The sequence below is a fragment of the Nonomuraea sp. LP-02 genome, assembly GCF_036289125.1.
GTDB lineage: Bacteria > Actinomycetota > Actinomycetes > Streptosporangiales > Streptosporangiaceae > Nonomuraea > Nonomuraea bangladeshensis.
The window spans coordinates 9,275,110-9,294,152 of sequence record NZ_JAXCLK010000001.1; the positions used below are offsets into that span (position 1 = coordinate 9,275,110).

A 19,043-nucleotide genomic window follows, 5' to 3' on the forward strand; every position below is an offset into this window, starting at 1 on the left:
GTTAGTCATATGCGGTTATCTCAACACGGCGGGCGCTGTGGATCAGCGCTCGCCGTCGGGGGCGTTCGTCGGGGTCTTGCTGAGTCGAGCCGACTCGTCCAGGATGTCGGCGCCCTTCTCACGCAGCGCCGCGATGTGCTGACGCCCGTGGTGGGCGCAGAACAGCAGCTCCCCGCCTACTGGCAGGGTTGCGCGAATGTAGGCCTGGGCGCCGCAACGGTCGCAGCGGTCGAGGGCCGTCAGCGGCTTAACGGGGGCGAGTGCTCCAGTCACGTATCGCCTTTCGGGTCACCCCCGCCGAAGCGAGGATCTGGCGTCAGTCACTTGGAACAACATCTAACCGGACGTGGGCCTTCCCAACCTCCCCCGCTGTACGCCCAGAGCGGAATGTGTCCGAAAGTAATGAGGATCAGCCGGTTGGTAACGAGAAACATGCCGCCGTGGCAAGCTTGTACGCGTGCGCAAGGGAAGAACGGTAAGCTGCGCACACGTGTTCGATGCTTGACACCAGGGGAGCTGGAGTGACGCTAGTGGAGGCGGGTTACACGGCTCGTCACCTGACGGTGCTGGAGGGCCTTGAAGCGGTCCGCAAGCGCCCGGGCATGTACATCGGGTCCACCGACAGCCGCGGGCTGATGCACTGCCTCTGGGAGATCGTGGACAACGGCGTCGACGAGGCGCTGGCGGGCTACTGCGACCGCATCGAGGTCGAGCTCTACGCCGACGGCTCGATCGAGGTCCGCGACAACGGCCGCGGCATCCCCGTGGACGTCGAGCCCAAGACCGGCCTGCACGGCGTCGAGCTCGTCTACACCAAGCTGCACGCGGGCGGAAAGTTCGGCGGCGGCTCCTACGGCGCCTCGGGCGGCCTGCACGGTGTCGGCGCTTCGGTGGTCAACGCCCTGTCGGCGCGGCTCGACATCGAGGTCGACCTCGGCGGGCGGGTCCACCAGATCAGCTTCAGGCGCGGCGTCACCGGCGTCTTCGACGGCGACGGGCCCACGGCGAAGTTCAGGAAGAAGTCCGGCCTGCGCCTCGGCGGCGAGCTCCCCGCCGGTGTCAGCGGCACCCGTGTGCGCTTCTGGGCCGACAAGCAGATCTTCCTGCCCGACGCCGAGGTCTCGCTCGACGAGATCCACGTGCGGCTGCGGCAGACCGCGTTCCTGGTGCCCGGCCTCACCCTGGTGGTCTACGACAGCAGGCACGAGGAGCGCATCGAGGAGGAGTTCCGCTTCGAGGGCGGCATCTCCGAGTTCGCCGAGTTCCTGGCCCGCGACGAGGCGGTCTGCGACGTGCTGCGGCTGCAGGGCGTCGGCCACTTCCACGAGACCGTGCCGGTCCTCGACGACCAGGGCCACATGACGCCCACCGAGGTCCAGCGCGAGCTGAGCGTCGACGTGGCGATCCGCTGGGGCAAGGGCTACGAGTCCACCGTGCGCTCGTTCGTCAACGTGATCGCCACCCCCAAGGGCGGCACCCACATCACCGGCTTCGAGCGCGGCCTGGTGCGCACGATCAACGAGGTGCTGCGCGAGACCCGGCTGCTGAAGAACGGCGACGACCCCGTCACCAAGGACGACATCCAGGAGGGCCTGACCGGCGTCGTCACGGTCCGGGTGCCCGAGCCGCAGTTCGAGGGCCAGACCAAGGAGGTGCTCGGCACCTCGGCGGCCACCCGCATCGTCTCCCACGTGGTCTCGCGCGAGCTCAAGGAGCTGTTCGCCAACCCGCCGCGCGGTTACAAGCAGCCGCTGCGCGCCGTGCTGGAGAAGATCGTCGCCGCCGCCAAGGCCCGCATCGCGGCCCGCGAGCACCGCGACAACCAGCGCCGCAAGAGCGCGCTGGAGAGCTCGGCGCTGCCGGCCAAGCTGGTCGACTGCCGCAGCGAGGGCGTCGACCGCAGCGAGCTGTTCATCGTCGAGGGAGACTCCGCGCTCGGCACCGCCAAGCTGGCCCGCGACTCGGAGTTCCAGGCGCTGCTGCCGATCCGCGGCAAGATCCTCAACGTGCAGAAGGCGTCGGTGAGCGACATGCTCAAGAACGCCGAGTGCGCCGCCATCATCCAGGTCGTCGGCGCGGGCTCCGGCCGCTCGTTCGACATCGAGGCCGCCCGCTACGGCAAGGTCATCCTCATGGCCGACGCCGACGTCGACGGCGCCCACATCCGCTGCCTGCTGCTCACCCTCTTCTACCGCTACATGCGGCCGATGGTGGAGGCCGGGCGGGTCTTCGCCGCGGTGCCGCCGCTGCACCGCATCGAGCTCACCAACCCGGGGCGCGGCAAGGACAAGTACATCTACTGCTACTCCGACGCCGAGCTGCAGAAGGTGCTGCGCGACCTGGAACGGCGCGGCAAGCGCTGGAAGGACCCGGTGCAGCGCTACAAGGGCCTCGGTGAGATGGACGCCGACCAGCTCGCCGAGACCACGATGGATCCGCGCCACCGCATCCTGCGCCGGGTGCGCATCGAGGACGCCGAGGCGGCCGAGCACATCTTCAGCCTCCTGATGGGCAGCGACGTCGCGCCGCGGCGCGAGTTCCTCGTCACCAGCGCGGCCGAGGTCGATCGCGACGCGATCGACGCCTGACACGTCGACCGCGACGCGATCGACGCCTGAAAGGCCCTTCAGGTCGTCCGGAAACCGTGGCCCCTCCCCTGGTGTGGGGGAGGGGCCGTTCGCGCGCCCAGGACGCCCTGACGGCCCTGTCAGGCGATCTCCGGCGCGCCCGTGCGAGGTCGCTCAGTAGTCGACGGGGGAGAGCCGGCCGGAGCGGACGTCGTAGATGGCGCCGGTCACCGGCATTCCGGTCGGCAGGAACGGGCTCGTCCTGATCCGGGTCAGGTCGTGCCGCAGCGCCGCCCACTGGTCGGGCACCGTGTGGAAGTCGAGGCTGCGGGTGTCGACGCCGCGCTCGGCGGTGAGGTCGTGGATGTCGGCGTCGGTGACCTTGGTCATCCCGCAGTCGGTGTGGGGCATGACCAGCACGCGCTCGACGCCGAGCACGTAGACGCCCACCACGAGGGTGCGCAGCACGTCGTCGGTGACGCGGGCGCCGGCGTTGCGGAGGATCTTGGCGTCGCCCGGTTTGAGCCCGAGCAGCCCGAGAGGGTCGATCCGGGAGTCCATACAGGTCACCACGCCCAGCCCACGGGCGGCGCGGCCGGTGAGATCGGAGCTTCCGAACTCCTTGGCGAACTCAGCGTTGGCGGCAAACAGGTCGTCGAACGCACTCATGGCACCGATGATCCCCCATGTCAGAAGGGTCGTCGTCACCGGGGGGCGGGCGACACGCGCCCGACTTCGCAAACCTCCGACGAAAACATGTCACCATGCGTGATGATGTCGTAGCCCAAAGTGCGTAGCCCAACGTACTCAGCCCAATGGACGTGATCGAAGAAGGTCTGTCGTGAGTAGGTCAGAATCGCTCGCCGCGTATCTCCGTGCCCAGGCCCGGCGGAGCCTCGACCGGGTCGAGGCCAACGACGGCGGCCGCAACGCCCGGTGCGCGCTGGCCCTCCTCGACACCGCCGCCTACGCGGCCGGCCTGCCCGAGGACGACCCGCTGCTGCTCCTGCTGGAGGAGGCGGGCTGCTTCGGCCCGCTGGGAGGCGAGGAGTTCGATCCCGGGGAGGCCGGCACCCGGCTGATCCGGCGCTGGGAGGGCGGCGAGCCGCGGGAGCTGCTGCTGTCCCTGCCGGCCGTGATCGCCGTCTGAGCGGGATCCGCCCGGCGAGGTGTGCCGGATCACTGCTCGGGTAACGGTTCCCGTCCCCCGGCGGGACCCCTTCGACGCCTGAGAGGTGACTGATGAGCGGCATCGCGCAATTCCGTACCGTCGTGCTCGACACGCCCGACCCCAAGGGCCTGGCCGAGTTCTACTCCCAGCTGCTGGGCTGGCCGATCACGTCCGCCGAGGACGACTGGGTGGTGATCAGCGACGGCGGCGCGCCCAAGCGCCTCGCCTTCCAGCTCGCCCCCGACCTGCGGCCCAGCACCTGGCCCGACCCGGAGCGGCCGCAGCAGATCCACCTGGACCTCCTGGTGAGCGACCTCGACGAGGCCGAGAAGCGGGTGCTGGAGATCGGCGCGGTCAAGCACGAGCACCAGCCGGACGAGGATGACGACGACTTCCGGGTCTTCCTCGATCCGGCCGGGCACCCGTTCTGTCTCTGCGTGAGCTGAGCCCCCGCTAGCGGGCGGCCTGCGCCAGCAGGTCCACCGCCTTCCTCAGGTGGCCGGCGGCCAGCTCGTGGTCCGCGGTCGCCTGCAGGTCGGGCCGCCGGCCCCCGCTCTGCGCCAGGTCCCTGGCCACCGAGACGACGGCGTCGGACTGGGCGAAGGCGGCGGTGCGGGAGCGTTCGAGCAGCGTGGCGGCCGTGCCCACGGAGGCGAGGACCGCGCGGGCGTCGCGGACCGAGCCGTCGGCGTTCCAGTTCCGGCCGGCGAGGGCGGGCGTCAGCGTCGCCGCGGCGGCCCTGGCCGGGCCGTCGCCGGTGGCGAGCCGGTCGCGCGCCGCCTTGAGCCGGTCGCGAGCGGGATCGGTGCGCAGGCCCCACCCGTACGGGAACAGCGGGTCGTAGGCGGCGTCGCCCACGTTGATCGGGATCTGCGCCGCGGTGCGGAACCAGGTGAACGGCAGCCGCCCGGTGTACGGCACGGCCCCGAACAGCGGATCGGCCACGCCGTCACCCTCGGTGCCCGGCAGCCAGGCGGCCACCACGGCCTCCACGCCCGACAGGTCGCCCAGCAGCATCGGGCGGCCGGAGACGACGACCACGACGCACTTCATGGCCCCGCACACCCGGTCCACCGCGGCCCGGTCGGCGGCCGACAGCTCCAGCGTGCGGCCCTGGCGGCCGACGTCGCCGAAGCCCTCCGCGTACGGGGTCTCGCCCACGACCACCACGCCCACGTCGTGCCCGGCCAGCCCGGCCGAGGCGTCGGGCGAGTAGGTCACGGAGGCGGCGCGGCCCCGGATCGCCTGCAGGATCGTCGTGCCGGGCGTGATCGGCCCGGACGAACCCTGCCAGCTGATCGTCCAGCCGCCGCTCTGGTTGCCGATGTCGTCGGCGTTCGAGCCGGCCACGTACACCTTGGAGGCGCGGCTGAGCGGCAGCAGGCGGCCGTCGTTCTTGAGCAGCACCTGGGACTTCGCGGCGGCGGTGCGGGCCACCCCGCGGTGCGCAGGGGAGCCGACGTCGCCGAGGTGGGTGCGGTCGGCGTACGGGCGCTCGAACAGGCCCAGGCGGAACTTCTGGGTCAGGATGCGGGCGACGGCGTCGTCCACCCGCGACATCGGCACCCGCCCGGCCTCGACCTCGGCCTTGAGCGTGGCGGTGAACTCCGGGTAGGCGTACGGCACCATGACCATGTCGATGCCGGCGGTGATCGAGGTGCGCACGTCGCTCGCGTAGTCGCCGGGGATCTGGTCGATGGCCTGCCAGTCGGTGATCACGAAGCCCTTGAAGCCGAGCCGGCCCTTGAGCACGTCGGTGAGCAGTTCCCGGTGGGCGTGCATCTTCAGCGGCCCGGCGCCGAGGTCCACGCTGGAGAACGACGGCATGACGGTGGCGACCCCGCGCCGGACCGCCTCGGCGAACGGCGCCAGGTGGATCTCCTCAAGCTCCTGCCGGCTGACCCTGGTGACGCCCTGGTCGATGGTGTAGTCGCCGGTCGTGGAGGAGCCGTACACGGTGCCGCCGTCGCCGGCGTAGTGCTTGGCGGTGGCCAGCACGCCGTTGTCCTGGAGGCCGTCGATGACCGTGGCCATCCGGCTCACCAGGGCCGGGTCCTCGCTGAACGACTCGTACGCGCGGCCCCAGCGGTCGTCGCGCGACACGCACAGGCACGGCGCGAAGTTCCACGGGACGCCGGTGGCCCTGACCTCGCGGGCGGTGACCTCGCCCGCCTTCTCGACCAGGGCGGGGTCGCGGGCGGCGCCCAGGCCGACGTTGTGCGGGAAGATCGTGGCGCCGACCACGTTGTTGTGGCCGTGCACGGCGTCCACGCCGTAGACGAGCGGCACCTGCAGCCGGGTGCGCCGGGTCTGGAGCTGGAAGGCGTCCACCATGTCGGCCCACGCGCGCGGCGTGTTGGGCGTGGGCGTGGAGCCGCCGCCGGACAGCAGCGAGCCGAGATGGTAGGCGGCGATGTCGCTCTGCCTGGCCAGCGCCATGCGCTCGGCCTGCGTCATCTGGCCGATCTTCTCCTCCGGCGTCATCCGGCCGAGCAGGTCGGCGACGCGCTCGCGTACGGGCCTGCGCGCGTCCAGGTACGGCAGGCCGTGCGCGTCGATCACGATGACCGGGGCCTCGGCGGGCGGCCGGACGCCGGCGCCGGACAGCTCGACCGGGATGGTCTCGGCGACCTCGTTCGCGCCGTCCTTGAGGATCTTGACGGTGAACGAACGGGACGACCCGGACGCCGTGCCGGCGGGGAAGGTCAGGGTGCCCTCGGCGGGGGTGTAGTCCGCGCCGGGGGTGGCGGTGCCGGAGCCGGTCCGGTAGGCGACGGTGAGCCCGTCCGCCAGCGGCGCGCCCGTGGCGGTGGTGACGGTGACGCTCACCTTGGCCTCGGACCGCTCGCCGACCGGGTAGACCGGCCGGTCGGTGCTGAGGCGGGCGGGACGCGGGGGAGCGGTGCCGTACAGCTCGACCTGGTCCCACTCCAGGGAGCCCGCGGCGGTGGGCAGGCGCATCCCGTAGCCCCACATGGCGATCAGGTCCAGCTCGCCGTCCGTGGGCGCGCCGCCCGGCTGGTAGTCGGCGCGGCGGGTGAAGTCCGCGAACGGCACCTTCACCTGCCGCCAGCCGGCCGCGTCGTCGGTGAAGGAGGACTCGAACAGCTCGGCCGCGCCGGGGCCGGAGCCGCCGTCCTTGATCTCGAAGAAGACGCGGCGGCCGGAGCCCTCGCCGTTCACCCAGAAGGAGAAGCCCTCGTACGGGGACCAGTCCTGGGTGGCCGTCAGGTCCTGGGACCAGCCGCCCCACTGGCTGATGGCGTAGCCGCTCCTCAGCACCCGGTTCGCGGCCGGGGCGCCGGGGCGGGCGGCGCCTGGCTCGATCGTGAGCGTGGGGGTGGAGGCGGCGTCGTTGCCCCAGGCGTACACGCCGGAGGGGACGGTGCCGGACTCGAAGTCGGCGAGGACCGGCAGGTCGGCGGCGGCCCGCGCGGGGGCGGACGGCGCGGCGAGAAGCGGGACCAGCAAGGCCAGGGCTGTCGCCCATAAGGGGGGTCTGCTGCGGAACACGGGGATACCTCCCGATTCGGAGAGCGCTCTCTCCCTGTGTGATCGGTGGCCGCCCGGGTTTCATAACAGTCCGAGTCAGGACAGAGTGAGGATTTTCCACCCGTGCGCGGGGACGAGACACAGGTCGCCGCCGGTGTCGGACGCCTCCGCGACGGTGAGCCCCGTCTCGTCCAGCGGGAAGCGGTAGGGCTCGTCGCCCACGTTGAGCAGGGTCAGGACGCGGCCGGGGCCGGTCGCCTCCAGCGCGACCGCGGTGTTGGTGAGATGGGGCAGGCTCGTACGGGCCCGCGCCAGCCACGGATGGCGGCGGCGCAGCCCGATGAGCCGCTGGTGCAGCCGGTAGACCGGCCACCCCGCCGGGTCCAGCTCCTCCGGCCGCCCGGGGAAGGCGGGCCGGACCGCGTCGTCGCCGCCGGGCCGGTCCTCCTTCACGCCGCGAAAGCCCTGCTCGTCGCCGTAGTAGACGCTCGGCAGCCCGGCCACCGTGAACAGCACGGCCAGCGCGTGGCCGAGGTGACGTCCGTCGTCGAGGCGGCTGGCGAGCCTGGTCACGTCGTGGTTGCCGGCGAACGTCAGCGGCGTGAACGTGTCCAGCAGCTCGTCGTGCCGCTTCAGCGCCCAGGCCAGCTCGAAGAAGTTGCCGTCGTTGAGCGAGCTCCAGAGGGCCTTCCACAGCTCGTACTGGGTGACCGAGTCGAGGCCGCTCTCGGCCACGTAGGCGGCGTAGTCGCCGTGGATCACCTCGCCGCCGAACCACGCCTCGGGGTGGCGCGGGCGGACCCGCTCGAGCGCCCGCCGCCAGAACGCGGCCGGCATCGCGTACGCGGCGTCCAGCCGCCAGCCGGACGCGCCGCGCGCCAGCCAGTGGTCGAGCACGCGGACGACGTGGTCGAGCACGTCGGGATGCTCGTGGTCGAGCGTCACCAGGCCGTGGTGACCCTCGAACGTGCGGTGCCCCTCCCCTTCGGGGACGAACCAGTGGGCGTGGGCCGGATCGCCGAACAGCGGGTGGCCGCGCCCCACGTGGTTGAACACGCCGTCGAGGACGACCCGCAGGCCGCGGGCGTCCGCGGCGGCCACCAGGCGGTCGAAGTCGGCGTCGTCGCCGAGCCGGGGGTCGACGCGGAAGTGGTCGATCGTGTCATAGCCGTGGGTCTCGGAGGCGAAGATCGGGCCGAGCTGCAGGCCCGAACAGCCGAGGTCGACGGCGTAGTCCAGCCAGCCCTCCAGTGCGCGCAGGCGGTGGCGTGCGGGAGCGCCGGGTGGCAGGGCCGCGGGCTCGGCGGCGGTGAAGCCGAGCGGGTAGACGTGCCACCAGATCGCATGCTCTTTCCACGACGTCACCCCAGTGAGCCTAACTCCGGTCCCCCGGCCCGCGGGCCGGGGGACCGGCGGGGCTACTCGTCCTCCGCCGCCGCTCTCGCGTCCGACGGCGGAAGTGCGGGACCGGAGGCGAGAGCGCCGCCGACGGCGCCGATGGTGTGGGTGAGGCGGACGCCGGAGCCGTCGCGCCGCCCCAGCTCGTCCGGCAGCGGCACCGGCTTGCCCACGGACGAGACCGCCTTGGCCGGCGCGGGCCCGGCCCAGGCCAGCAGCAGCTCGTCCTCGCCCTTGAGGAAGCGCTGAGCCCGTACGCCGCCGGTGGCCCGCCCCTTGGCGGGGAACTCCGCGTAGTCGGACATCTTGCCGCCGCCGACCTGGGTGCCGGGCAGCGCCGTGGACGAGCCGGCCACGGTGATCACCACGGCGGGCCGTTCGGGATCGACCACCCCGAACCAGATCACCCGGGCCCCGCCGTCCAGGCGGATGCCCGCCATGCCGCCGGCCGGGCGGCCCTGCGGGCGTACGAGGGAGGCGGAGTAGCGCAGCAGTTGGGCGTCGGAGGAGATGAACACGAGGTCGTGCGACTCCGACTCCAGCTCGACCGCGCCCACCACGGTGTCGCCGTCCTTGAGGGTGATCACCTCGAAGTCGTCGCGGTTGGCCGGATAGTCGGGCACCACCCGTTTGACCACGCCCTGCTGCGTGCCGAGCGCCAGGCCGGGCCCGTCGGGGTCGAGCGAGCCGAGCCCGACGACCCGCTCGTCGGGCTGTAGCGAGACGTATTCGGAGACCGGGTGGCCGCCGGACAGCGACGGCGGTGCGCCCGTGGCCGGCAGCGTCGGCAGGTCCACGACCTGCACCCGGATCAGCCGGCCGAGCGAGGTGACCACGCCGACCTCCCCGCGTACGGAGGTGCGCACCGCCGAGACCAGCACGTCGTGCGCGGACCGCTCGCCCTCGCCGGGCAGCGGCGTGGCGTCGGCGGTGCGGGCCAGCAGGCCGGTGGACGACAGCAGCGCGAGGCACGGGTCGTCGGCGACCTGCAGCTCGACCACCGCGGTGCGGCTGACGCCCGCGGCGTCCAGCAGCACGGTGCGGCGCGGCGTGCCGTATTTCTTGGCGACGTCGGCCAGCTCGCCGGAGACGACCTGGCGCAGCTTGGTCTCCGAGGACAGGATCTCGGTCAGCTTGGCGATCTCGCTGGTCAGCGTCTCCTTCTCGGCGTCGAGCTCCAGCTTGTCGAAGCGGGTCAGACGGCGCAGCGGCGTGTCGAGGATGTAGGCGGCCTGGATCTCGGTGAGGTCGAAGACCTCCATGAGACGGGTGCGCGCCTGCGCGGAGTCGTCGGAGGAGCGGATGACCTGGATGACCTCGTCGATGTTGAGCAGCGCGACGATGAGGCCGTCGACCAGGTGCAGGCGCTCCTCGCGCTTGCGGCGCCGGAACTCCGAGCGGCGGCGTACGACCTCGACGCGGTGGTCGACGTAGACCTGCAGCAGCTCGCGCAGGCCCAGCGTGCGCGGCTCGCCGTCGACGAGCGCCACGTTGTTGATGCCGAACGACTCCTCCATCGGCGTCAGCCGGTAGAGCTCCTCCAGGACGGCCTCGGGGATGAAGCCGTTCTTGATCTCGATGACCAGGCGCAGGCCCTTGTGCCGGTCGGTGAGGTCCTTGAGATCGGCGATGCCCTGGAGCTTCTTGCTGGTCACCAGCTCCTTGATCTTGGTGACGACGCGCTCGGGGCCCACGTTGTAGGGCAGCTCGGTGACGATGATGCCCTTGCGCCTGGGCGTGATCTGCTCGATCGTGCACTTGGCCCGCATGCGGAACGTGCCGCGCCCGCTCTCGTAGGCGTCGCGCACGCCCTGCAGCCCGATGATCGTGCCGCCGGTCGGCAGGTCGGGGCCGGGCACGAACTCCATCAGGTCGTCGAGCGTGGCGTCCGGCTTCTTGATCAGGTGGCGGGCCGCGGCGACGATCTCGACGAGGTTGTGCGGCGCCATGTTGGTGGCCATGCCGACCGCGATGCCGCTGGTGCCGTTGACCAGGAGGTTGGGGAAGGCCGACGGCATGACGACCGGCTCGGTCTCCTGGCCGTCGTAGTTGGGCTTGAAGTCGACGGTGTCCTCGTCGATGGACTCGACCATGAGCATCGCCGCCGGGGCCAGCCTGGCCTCGGTGTAACGCATGGCGGCCGGCAGGTCGTCGGGGGAGCCGAAGTTGCCGTGGCCGTCCACGAGCGGCAGGCGCATGGAGAAGGGCTGCGCCAGGCGTACGAGGGCGTCGTAGATCGCCGAGTCGCCGTGGGGGTGCAGCTTGCCCATGACGTCGCCGACCACGCGCGAGGACTTGACGTGGCCGCGGTCGGGGCGCAGGCCCATCTCGGCCATCGAGTAGAGGATGCGCCGCTGCACGGGTTTGAGGCCGTCACGCGCGTCGGGCAACGCCCGCTGGTAGATCACCGAGTAGGCGTACTCCAGAAAGCTCGTGCGCATCTCGGAGGAGACGTCGATGTCGACGATGCGCTCCTCGAAGTCCTCTGGCGGGGGTGCTGTCGTGCGTCGGGCCATGTCGAACATTGTGCCGAAGGTATTCGGGTGCCCGCGACCTGTGCGCGGAACGAGTCCCCTTGACCAAGCAAGCGCTTGGGTCGTACGTTCGGGACACCGGTTCCCCTGACTCCGGAGACGTCATGATCGAGTTCCGTCCCGTGACCAAGCACATCGGCGCCGAGGTCACCGGGGTCGATCTGCGCAAGCCGCTGTCCCAGGAAGAGGTCGCGACCCTGCGCGAGGGCTGGCTCAAGCACCTCGTGCTGTTCTTCCGCGACCAGCCCATCGACGACGAGCAGCACCTGCAGTTCGCCCTGAACTTCGGCACGCTCAACCACCCGGCGTTCAAGAAGGACGCCGGCAGCCCCATCCACGTGCTCGACCAGACCGCGCCCAAGGGCGAGGGCGGCGACGAGTGGCACAGCGACAACACCTTCGAGCCCACCCCGCCGATGGGCTCCCTGCTGCGCTGCGTCCAGCTCCCGAGCGTGGGCGGCGACACCTGCTGGGCCAACACCTACCTCGCCTACGAGTCGCTCTCCAAGCCGCTCCAGCGCCTGTGCGACGAGCTGACCGCCGTGCACGACATCACGATGTCGATGAAGAAGGCCATCTCCAAGGGGCACCCGTTCGACCTGGCCGAGATCCAGGCCAAGTGGCCGCCGATCGAGCGGCCGGTGGTGCGGGTGCACGCCGAGACCGGCAGGAAGGCGCTGTTCGTCAACCGCGCGTCCACGACCCGCCTGGTCGGGCTCACCGACCGCGAGAACGAGGCGCTGCTGCCGATGCTGATCGACCACATCCGCTCGCCCGAGTTCCAGTGCCGCCTGCAGTGGCGTCCCGGCACCCTCGCCTTCTGGGACAATCGCCCCACCCAGCACTACGCGGTCGCCGACTACACCGAACGCCGCCGCATGCACCGCGTCACCATCAACGCCTTCCCGGAGCACGCCGACCGGTAGCCGGCCGTCACGTTCCGGCGGGTCAGGTTTCGGCGGGTCAGGTTTCGGCGCGTAGGCGCGAAACGTCGGAGGGAGCTGGTAACAAGGAGGGCATGATTGATGCCCCCGACGCCGAGGTGTTGCGCGAAGAGGCCGAGGAGCGCCTGCGGGCGCTGGCCGGCGAGCACGCCGTGCTCCGTGACGACCAGTGGGCCGCCATCGAGGCGCTGGTCGTCGACCGGCGGCGGGTGCTCGTGGTGCAGCGCACCGGCTGGGGCAAGTCGGCCGTCTACTTCGTGGCCACCGCGCTGCTGCGCGAGCTGGGCGAGGGGCCGACGGTCATCGTCTCGCCGCTGCTCGCGCTCATGCGCAACCAGATCGCCGCCGCCGAGCGCGCCGGCATCAGGGCCGTCACCATCAACTCCGCCAACCCGGAGGACTGGGAGGAGATCTACTCCCAGGTCGCCGACGGCCTGGTCGACGTGCTGCTGGTCAGCCCCGAGCGGCTCAACAACCCCGACTTCCGCGACAACGTGCTGCCCGAGCTGGCCGAGAGCGCCGGGCTGGTCGTGGTCGACGAGGCCCACTGCATCTCCGACTGGGGGCACGACTTCCGGCCCGACTACCGCAGGCTGGCCCGGCTGTTCGAGGAGCTGCCGCCCGGCATCCCCGTCCTCGCGACCACCGCCACGGCCAACGCCCGCGTCACCCGCGACGTCGCCGAGCAGATGGGCGAGGACACGCTGGTGCTGCGCGGCCCGCTGGAGCGCGAGAGCCTGCACCTGTCCGTGGTCCGCCTGCCCACCGCCGAGCAGCGCCTGGCCTGGCTCGCCCAGACGCTGCACGAGCTGCCGGGCTCCGGCATCGTCTACACCCTGACGGTGGCCGCCGCCCACGAGGTGGCCGGTTACCTGCGCGAGCAGGGCCACGAGGTGGCCGCCTACTCGGGCCAGACCGATCCGGCCGAGCGGCTCGCGGCCGAGGAGGCGCTGCTCGCCAACAAGATCAAGGCGCTGGTGGCGACGAGCGCGCTCGGCATGGGGTTCGACAAGCCCGACCTGGGCTTCGTCGTGCACGTGGGTGCTCCGCAGTCGCCGGTCGCCTACTACCAGCAGGTCGGCCGGGCCGGGCGCGGCGTTGAGCGGGCCGAGGTCATCCTGCTCCCCGGTGCCGAGGACCGCGACATCTGGGCCTACTTCGCCTCGCTGGCCTTCCCGCCCGAGCCCGTCGTCCGCGCCACCCTGGCGGCCCTGGAGGAGCGCGGCGTCATGTCCACCCCGGCCCTGGAGACCGCCGTCGACCTCAGCCGGAGCCGGCTGGAGATGATGCTCAAGGTGCTCGACGTCGACGGCGCCGTCCGCCGGGTCAAGGGCGGCTGGGAGGCGACCGGCGAGGAGTGGTCGTACGACACCGAGCGCTACACCCGCATCGCCGCCGAGCGCCGCGCCGAGCAGGAGGCCATGCTCGGCTACCTCACCACCACCGAGTGCCGCGAGCACTACCTCCGCCGGCACCTCGACGACGACGCCGCCCACCCCTGCGGCCGCTGCGACAACTGCACCGGCAGGCACCGCTCGCCCGACATCGCCCCCCAGGCCGTCGAGCAGGCCCGCGAGCGGCTGAGCCGCCCCGGCGTCGAGCTGGAGGCGCGCCGGCAGTGGCCGACCGGCCTGTCCGACTTGTCCGGCCGGATCAAGCCCGAGCTGGGCGCCGAGCCCGGCCGCGCGCTCGGCCGGCTCACCGACATCGGGTGGGGCAACCGGCTGCGCGAGCTGTTCCACGGCGGCGACGGCCCGGTGCCGGACGACCTGGTGCGGGCCGTGGTCCAGGTGCTGGCCGCCTGGGACTGGCGGGATCGGCCGGTGGCCGTGGTCAGCCTGCCGTCGGCGTCGCGGCCGCAGCTCGTACGCTCCTTCGCCGAACGCCTGGCGCAGATCGGCCGGCTGACCTACCTCGGCGAGCTGGGCTACCGGGCGGGTTCGCCGGGGCAGCAGTTCAACAGCGCCAAGCGGGTGCAGGCGATCCGGGCCACGCTCGCCATGCCCAAGGACCTCGCCGGACGCGTCGCGGAGTGCGGCGGGCCGGTGCTGCTCGTGGACGACCGGGTCGACACCGGCTGGACGATGACGCTCGCCACGGCCCTGGTCCGGCACGCGGGGGCGCCCGCGGTGCTGCCCCTGGCCCTCGCCACGGTCAGCTGACGACCCCTCCGCAGGAAGGGGCTAGAAGGGCGGCCGGGCGCCGAGGTGCATGATCGCCTTGGCGGCCAGCCGGCAGCCCGAGGCCAGCGACTCGGCCGGCGGCTTGCCCTCCAGCCACGGCGGCAGGAACCCGGCGCAGAACGCGTCACCCGCGCCCGTGCCGTCCACGATCTTCTCGACCGGCTCGGCGGCGGCGCGTACGGGGTCGGGGCGGCCGTTGCTGTACCACAGCGCGCCCTCCTTGTTCATCTTGATCACGACCTGCGGGAACCACGCGGTCAGCACCTTGGCCGCCGCCTCGGCGTCGTCGCGGCCGGTCAGCACCTTGGCCTGGTCGATGTTGGCGAACAGCAGCTTGGCGCCGTTGGTCCACTCCAGGAACGGCTCGGCCCCGGTGCGCTCCAGCGGTGCCGACGAGGCGCAGTCGACGGAGATCGACATCCCGGAGCGCCTGGCCATGTCCAGAGCGGCGAAGCCCGCCTCGCGCGAGCCCTCGTTCATCAGCGTGTAGCCGGACAGGTGCAGATGGGCGCCCGAGGTGAACAGGTCGCGCGGCAGGTCTTCGGGGGACAGCGCGGCGTTGGCGCCGGGGTCGGAGAGCATGGTGCGCTCGCCCTTGTGCGTCACGAGCACCACGCAGGTGCCGGTGGGCCGCTCCGGATCCATGACCAGGCGCGCGTCGACGCCGTAGCCCATCAGCTCCATGTCGCGGTTGCGACCGGTGATGTCGGCGCCCCTGCGGCCGATGAAGGCGACCTCGGCGCCCTCGACGGCCAGCCAGGAGGAGATGTTGGCCCCGGAGCCACCGCCGTGCATGGTGACGACCGCCGGGGTGTCGCTCGCTCGGGCGAGCGCATAACGGGCGCGCGCCACCGCGTCGGTCATGAGATCGCCCACCACGACGACCCGCGTCATGATGCCACCACCTTGCTGCCTTCAGAACGACCCTGGCCACGGCAAAACTAACAGCTTCCGGGCCGACCGTGGGGCTGACCGGCGACACGAGGTGGGAGTCGATGCACAAGCGTTGCCCAAAACGGCCTCTGGTCTTGGCATTTGGGATGCGGGTCTACGCTCGTTGCTGTGGAGGCACAGTATCCGGCCCACTGGGAGGCCGACGTCGTCCTGGCGGACGGCGGCACCGCTCACGTACGCCCCATCAGGCCCGCCGACGCGGACCGCCTTCGCTCCTTCTACTCACGACTGTCCGATGAGTCGATCTACTTCCGGTTCTTCGGCCCGCGGCCGCGCCTGTCCGACCGCGACGTGGAGCGCTTCACCAACGTCGACTACGTCGACCGCGTCGCGCTGATCGCCACGATCGGCACCGAGATGGTGGCGGTCATCCGCTACGACAAGACCGGTCCCGGCGAGGCCGAGGTCGCCTTCCTCGTCGAGGACGCCCACCAGGGCCGCGGCGTCGCGTCCGTGCTGCTCGAGCACCTGGCCGCGACCGCCCGCGAGCACGGCATCGAGACCTTCGTCGCCGACGTGCTGCCCGCCAACATGCGCATGATGGGCGTGCTGCGCCAGGCGGGCTACACCGCGCAGAGCCGGTTCGCCGACGGCGTCGTCCGCATGACGCTCGACCTGACCCCCACCGAGACCTCCGCCGAGGTGACCACCTCCCGCGAGCACCGCGCCGAGTCCCGTTCCATCGCCCGGCTGCTCACGCCCGGCTCGGTGGCGGTCATCGGCGCCTCCCGCGAGCCGGGCGGGGTCGGCCAGACCGTGCTGCGCAACCTGCTGGCCGCCGACTTCACCGGCCCCGTCTACCCGGTGCACCGCGAAGTGCGGGCGGTGGCGGGCGTACGCGCCTACCCGAGCGTCACCGCGATCGACGGCGACGTCGACCTCGCCGTGGTGGCCGTGCCCGCCGAGAGCGTGCTCGACGTGGTCGAGGAGTGCGCGCAGAAGGGCGTGCACGGGTTGGTCGTGGTGTCGTCGGGGTTCGGCGAGACGGGCGCGGAGGGCCGCGAGCGGCAGGACGAGCTGGCGCGCACCGCCCGCTCCTACGGACTGCGCGTGGTCGGCCCCAACTGCCTCGGCATCGCCAACACCGACCGCGCCGTACGGCTCAACGCCACGCTCGCCGCCACCGTCCCCGGCCGAGGGAAGGTCGGCTTCTTCAGCCAGTCGGGCGCCCTCGGCACCGCGCTGCTGCAGCGCGTGGCGCAGCGCGGCATGGGCATCTCGTCGTTCGTCTCGGCCGGCAACCGGGCCGACGTGTCCGGCAACGACCTCCTGCAGTACTGGGAGGAGGACGACGCGACCGAGGTGATCCTGCTCTACCTGGAGTCGCTGGGCAACCCGCGCAAGTTCACCCGCCTGGCCCGGCGCATCAGCCGGCGCAAACCGGTCGTGGTGGTCAAGAGCGGCGGCACGCCCTCGGGGCACTCGGCCGAGGAGCTGGGGCTGCCCGACTCGGCGATCAGCTCGCTGTTCGCCCAGGCGGGCCTGATCCGGGTGGACGACCTCATCCAGCTCTTCGACGTGGGGCAGCTCCTGGCCTACCAGCCGCTGCCCGCCGGGCCCAAGGTCGCGCTGGTCACCAACTCCGACGCGCTCGGGCTGCTCGCCGCCGACGCCTGCCTCGCGGCCGGCCTCGAACCGCGTCCCCCGGTCAACCTGGGGCCCGCGGCGGGAGCCGCCGAGTTCGGCGCGGCGCTGGAGGGGGAGCTGGCCTCCGCTGGCGTGGACGCCGCCGTCGTGATCTACATGCCGCCGCTGCCGGGCGACGCCGAGGCGGTGGCGGCCGAGCTGCTGCGGGTGTCCCAGGGCTCCGGGAAGCCGGTGCTGACGACGTTCGAGGGGCATCTGGGCATGCATCCCGCGCTCCAGGTGACCGAGCCGGGGACCCCTCGGGAGCGGCCGGCGCCGGCGCGGGGGTCCATTCCCTCGTACGCGGCTCCGGAGGAGGCGGTCCGCGCCCTCGCCCAGGCGGCCAGGTACGCGGCCTGGCGCGCCCAGCCCGCCACCCCGCCGCCCGCCCTCGACGACCTCGACCCCGACCGCGCCCGCGCCCTGGTCCACGACCTCCTGTCCGCCCCCGAGCCCGCGCCGATCTCCGGGTCCGTCCCCGGGTCCGGGTCCGCTGTGGACACCGCCGGGACGCGGCGCGGGGTGCGTTCGGCGGCGTTCGCCGAGCCGGGCCCGCCGGTCGAGATCGACGCGGCCGAGCTGCTCTCCTGCTACGGCCTGACCGTGTGGCCCGCCGAGATGGTCCGCTCGCCCGAGGAGGCCGTAACCGCCGCCGAACGCCTCGGCTGGCCGGTGGTGCTCAAGGTGGCCGACCCCGGGGCCTCGCGCCGGGCCGGCACCGTACGCCTCGGCCTGACCGGCCCCGAGATGGTCCGCCACGCCTACGCCGAGTTCGCCGACCAGCTCGGCGAGAAGGTGCTGGCCGTCCAGCGGATGGCGCCGCAGCCCGCGGTCCCCACGGTGGTGGGGGTGGTCGAGGATCCGGCGTTCGGGCCGGTGGTGTCGTTCGGGCTGGGCGAGGTGACCGCGCGGCTCCTGCAGGACCAGGGCTACCGCCTGGCGCCGCTCACGGCGGAGGACGCCGCCGCCCTGGTCCGGTCGGTACGCGCCGCCCCGCTGCTCTTCGGCCAGTACGGCTACCCGCCCGTCGCCGTCGACGCCCTGGAGGACTTGCTCGTACGGGTCGGCCGCCTGGCCAACGACCTGCCCGAGGTGGCCCGTCTGGACCTCGACCAGGTGCTGGTCGGCGAGTCGAGCGTGATGATCCTCGGCGCTCGCGCGACCCTGCGCACGCCGGCGGGGCCGCGGCTCGACGGGGGCCCGCGCAGGTTGTCGTGATCAGGGCCGTCCGGGGCGGCCTTGGACACGGGCGTGGACACGGGCGTGGGCGCGGGCGTCTTCGGCTTGCGGCGAAACAGGTGGCCGGTGTGCCCCTTGTTGCCTGTCCGAAAGACGTTATAGAGCGTTATATCCGGCGGGTGAGTGCACGGCCGACCCCTGGCAGGATGGAGCCATGAGGGAAACCCGAGTCTCAGCCGCGGGCCTGCGTGAAGCGATCGAGCGCAGCGGCTACTATCCCGACCTCGTCACCGATGCGGTCGAATCCGCGCTGGGCAAGGAGGCAGTGACCGCGTTCGTGGTGCACCACGAGGCCACGTTCGATCCTGCGATGGAGGTGCGCAGGCACGTCACGGTCCTGGTGCTGACGGCGACGCGGCTGCTGGTCTGCCACACCGACGAGCACCCGGCGGTCGAGGGCGTCTCGACCTCCCACGCCTCCACCACCACGGAGGCCGTCCGGCTGAGCCGCATCCAGTCGGTCGCCGTCACCCGCGTGGTCCCCGACCCCGCCTCCTACGCGCCGGGCGTCCCGCCCACCGAGGCCACGCTCACCATCGGCTGGGGGGCCATCTCCCACGTCGATCTCGAACCCGCCACCTGCGGCGACGAGAACTGCGAGGCCGACCACGGCTACACCGGCGCCATCACCGCCGACGACCTGTCCCTCCGGGTCAGCGAGGCGGCCGACGGGCCGGAGGCGGTCACGCACGTCCTGGCCTTCGCCAAGGCGCTGTCCGAGGCCACCGCCCGCTCCGCCGGCGCCTGACCCGCCCATCCAGCGACCGGGGGCCCGCTCCGCCGTCCGTCGCGACACGCCGGCCGCGACCAAGGGCCCGCTCCGCCGCGTTCGGTATCCCGCTACGTCATGCGTCGCGGAATGCCGCCGCACGTGGTCCCGGCCTGCCCGTGGCGTGCGCGCCGGCCGTCTCCCCCCGTACGGCTAGGATGTGGGC

The 19,043-nt window shown here is 72.2% G+C and carries 13 protein-coding genes; 7 read left to right on the forward strand and 6 right to left on the reverse strand.

What is annotated here, in order from left to right; genetic code table 11:
- Window positions 1–42: 42 nt before the first annotated feature.
- Window positions 43–273 carry a DUF7455 domain-containing protein gene (locus SMD20_RS43185; RefSeq protein ID WP_329592346.1) on the reverse strand — a complete coding sequence of 77 codons (231 nt, stop codon included), beginning with the start codon at window positions 271–273 and terminating at the stop codon, window positions 43–45.
- A 224-nt stretch (window positions 274–497) separates the two neighbouring features.
- Between SMD20_RS43185 and SMD20_RS43190 the strand changes: the two genes are divergently transcribed.
- A complete protein-coding gene (locus SMD20_RS43190; RefSeq protein ID WP_329592348.1) occupies window positions 498–2,588 on the forward strand; it encodes a DNA gyrase/topoisomerase IV subunit B in 2,091 nt (696 codons plus the stop codon).
- A gap of 153 nt (window positions 2,589–2,741) precedes the next feature.
- Here SMD20_RS43190 and SMD20_RS43195 read toward each other — a convergent pair whose 3' ends face one another.
- Window positions 2,742–3,236: a beta-class carbonic anhydrase gene (locus SMD20_RS43195; protein WP_329592350.1), complete on the reverse strand. Its 495-nt coding sequence runs from the start codon at window positions 3,234–3,236 to the stop codon at window positions 2,742–2,744.
- A 172-nt stretch (window positions 3,237–3,408) separates the two neighbouring features.
- On the opposite strand from SMD20_RS43195, the gene SMD20_RS43200 reads away from it, so the two are divergent.
- On the forward strand, window positions 3,409–3,717 hold the full coding sequence (locus SMD20_RS43200; RefSeq protein WP_329592352.1) for a hypothetical protein: 309 nt from the start codon (window positions 3,409–3,411) through the stop codon (window positions 3,715–3,717).
- Between the two features lie 92 nt (window positions 3,718–3,809).
- Window positions 3,810–4,184: a VOC family protein gene (locus SMD20_RS43205; RefSeq protein ID WP_329592354.1), complete on the forward strand. Its 375-nt coding sequence runs from the start codon at window positions 3,810–3,812 to the stop codon at window positions 4,182–4,184.
- A gap of 7 nt (window positions 4,185–4,191) precedes the next feature.
- Here the strand turns inward: SMD20_RS43205 and SMD20_RS43210 are convergent, their stop codons facing one another.
- The 3 genes from SMD20_RS43210 to SMD20_RS43220 form a co-directional block, all read right to left on the reverse strand.
- Window positions 4,192–7,209, reverse strand: coding sequence for a glycoside hydrolase family 3 N-terminal domain-containing protein (locus SMD20_RS43210; protein WP_329592356.1), 3,018 nt, complete (start codon window positions 7,207–7,209; stop codon window positions 4,192–4,194).
- Between the two features lie 117 nt (window positions 7,210–7,326).
- Window positions 7,327–8,595, reverse strand: coding sequence for an alpha-amylase family protein (locus tag SMD20_RS43215; RefSeq protein WP_329592358.1), 1,269 nt, complete (start codon window positions 8,593–8,595; stop codon window positions 7,327–7,329).
- A 53-nt stretch (window positions 8,596–8,648) separates the two neighbouring features.
- Window positions 8,649–11,153: a DNA gyrase/topoisomerase IV subunit A gene (locus SMD20_RS43220; protein WP_329592360.1), complete on the reverse strand. Its 2,505-nt coding sequence runs from the start codon at window positions 11,151–11,153 to the stop codon at window positions 8,649–8,651.
- A gap of 113 nt (window positions 11,154–11,266) precedes the next feature.
- Between SMD20_RS43220 and SMD20_RS43225 the strand changes: the two genes are divergently transcribed.
- Both SMD20_RS43225 and SMD20_RS43230 read left to right on the forward strand, forming a co-directional pair.
- The gene (locus SMD20_RS43225) at window positions 11,267–12,088 is read left to right on the forward strand and encodes a TauD/TfdA dioxygenase family protein (RefSeq protein ID WP_329592362.1); all 822 of its coding nucleotides are present in this window, start codon (window positions 11,267–11,269) and stop codon (window positions 12,086–12,088) included.
- Between the two features lie 92 nt (window positions 12,089–12,180).
- Complete coding sequence (locus SMD20_RS43230) at window positions 12,181–14,268, forward strand: RecQ family ATP-dependent DNA helicase (RefSeq protein ID WP_329592364.1); 2,088 nt, start codon at window positions 12,181–12,183, stop codon at window positions 14,266–14,268.
- A gap of 21 nt (window positions 14,269–14,289) precedes the next feature.
- Here the strand turns inward: SMD20_RS43230 and SMD20_RS43235 are convergent, their stop codons facing one another.
- A complete protein-coding gene (locus SMD20_RS43235; protein WP_020541969.1) occupies window positions 14,290–15,183 on the reverse strand; it encodes a carbohydrate kinase family protein in 894 nt (297 codons plus the stop codon).
- A 168-nt stretch (window positions 15,184–15,351) separates the two neighbouring features.
- On the opposite strand from SMD20_RS43235, the gene SMD20_RS43240 reads away from it, so the two are divergent.
- Complete coding sequence (locus tag SMD20_RS43240) at window positions 15,352–18,087, forward strand: bifunctional acetate--CoA ligase family protein/GNAT family N-acetyltransferase (protein WP_329592367.1); 2,736 nt, start codon at window positions 15,352–15,354, stop codon at window positions 18,085–18,087.
- Window positions 18,088–18,262: 175 nt separating this feature from the next.
- Window positions 18,263–18,856, forward strand: a complete 594-nt coding sequence (locus SMD20_RS43245; RefSeq protein ID WP_329592369.1) for a DUF5998 family protein — start codon at window positions 18,263–18,265, stop codon at window positions 18,854–18,856.
- Window positions 18,857–19,043: the final 187 nt, after the last annotated feature.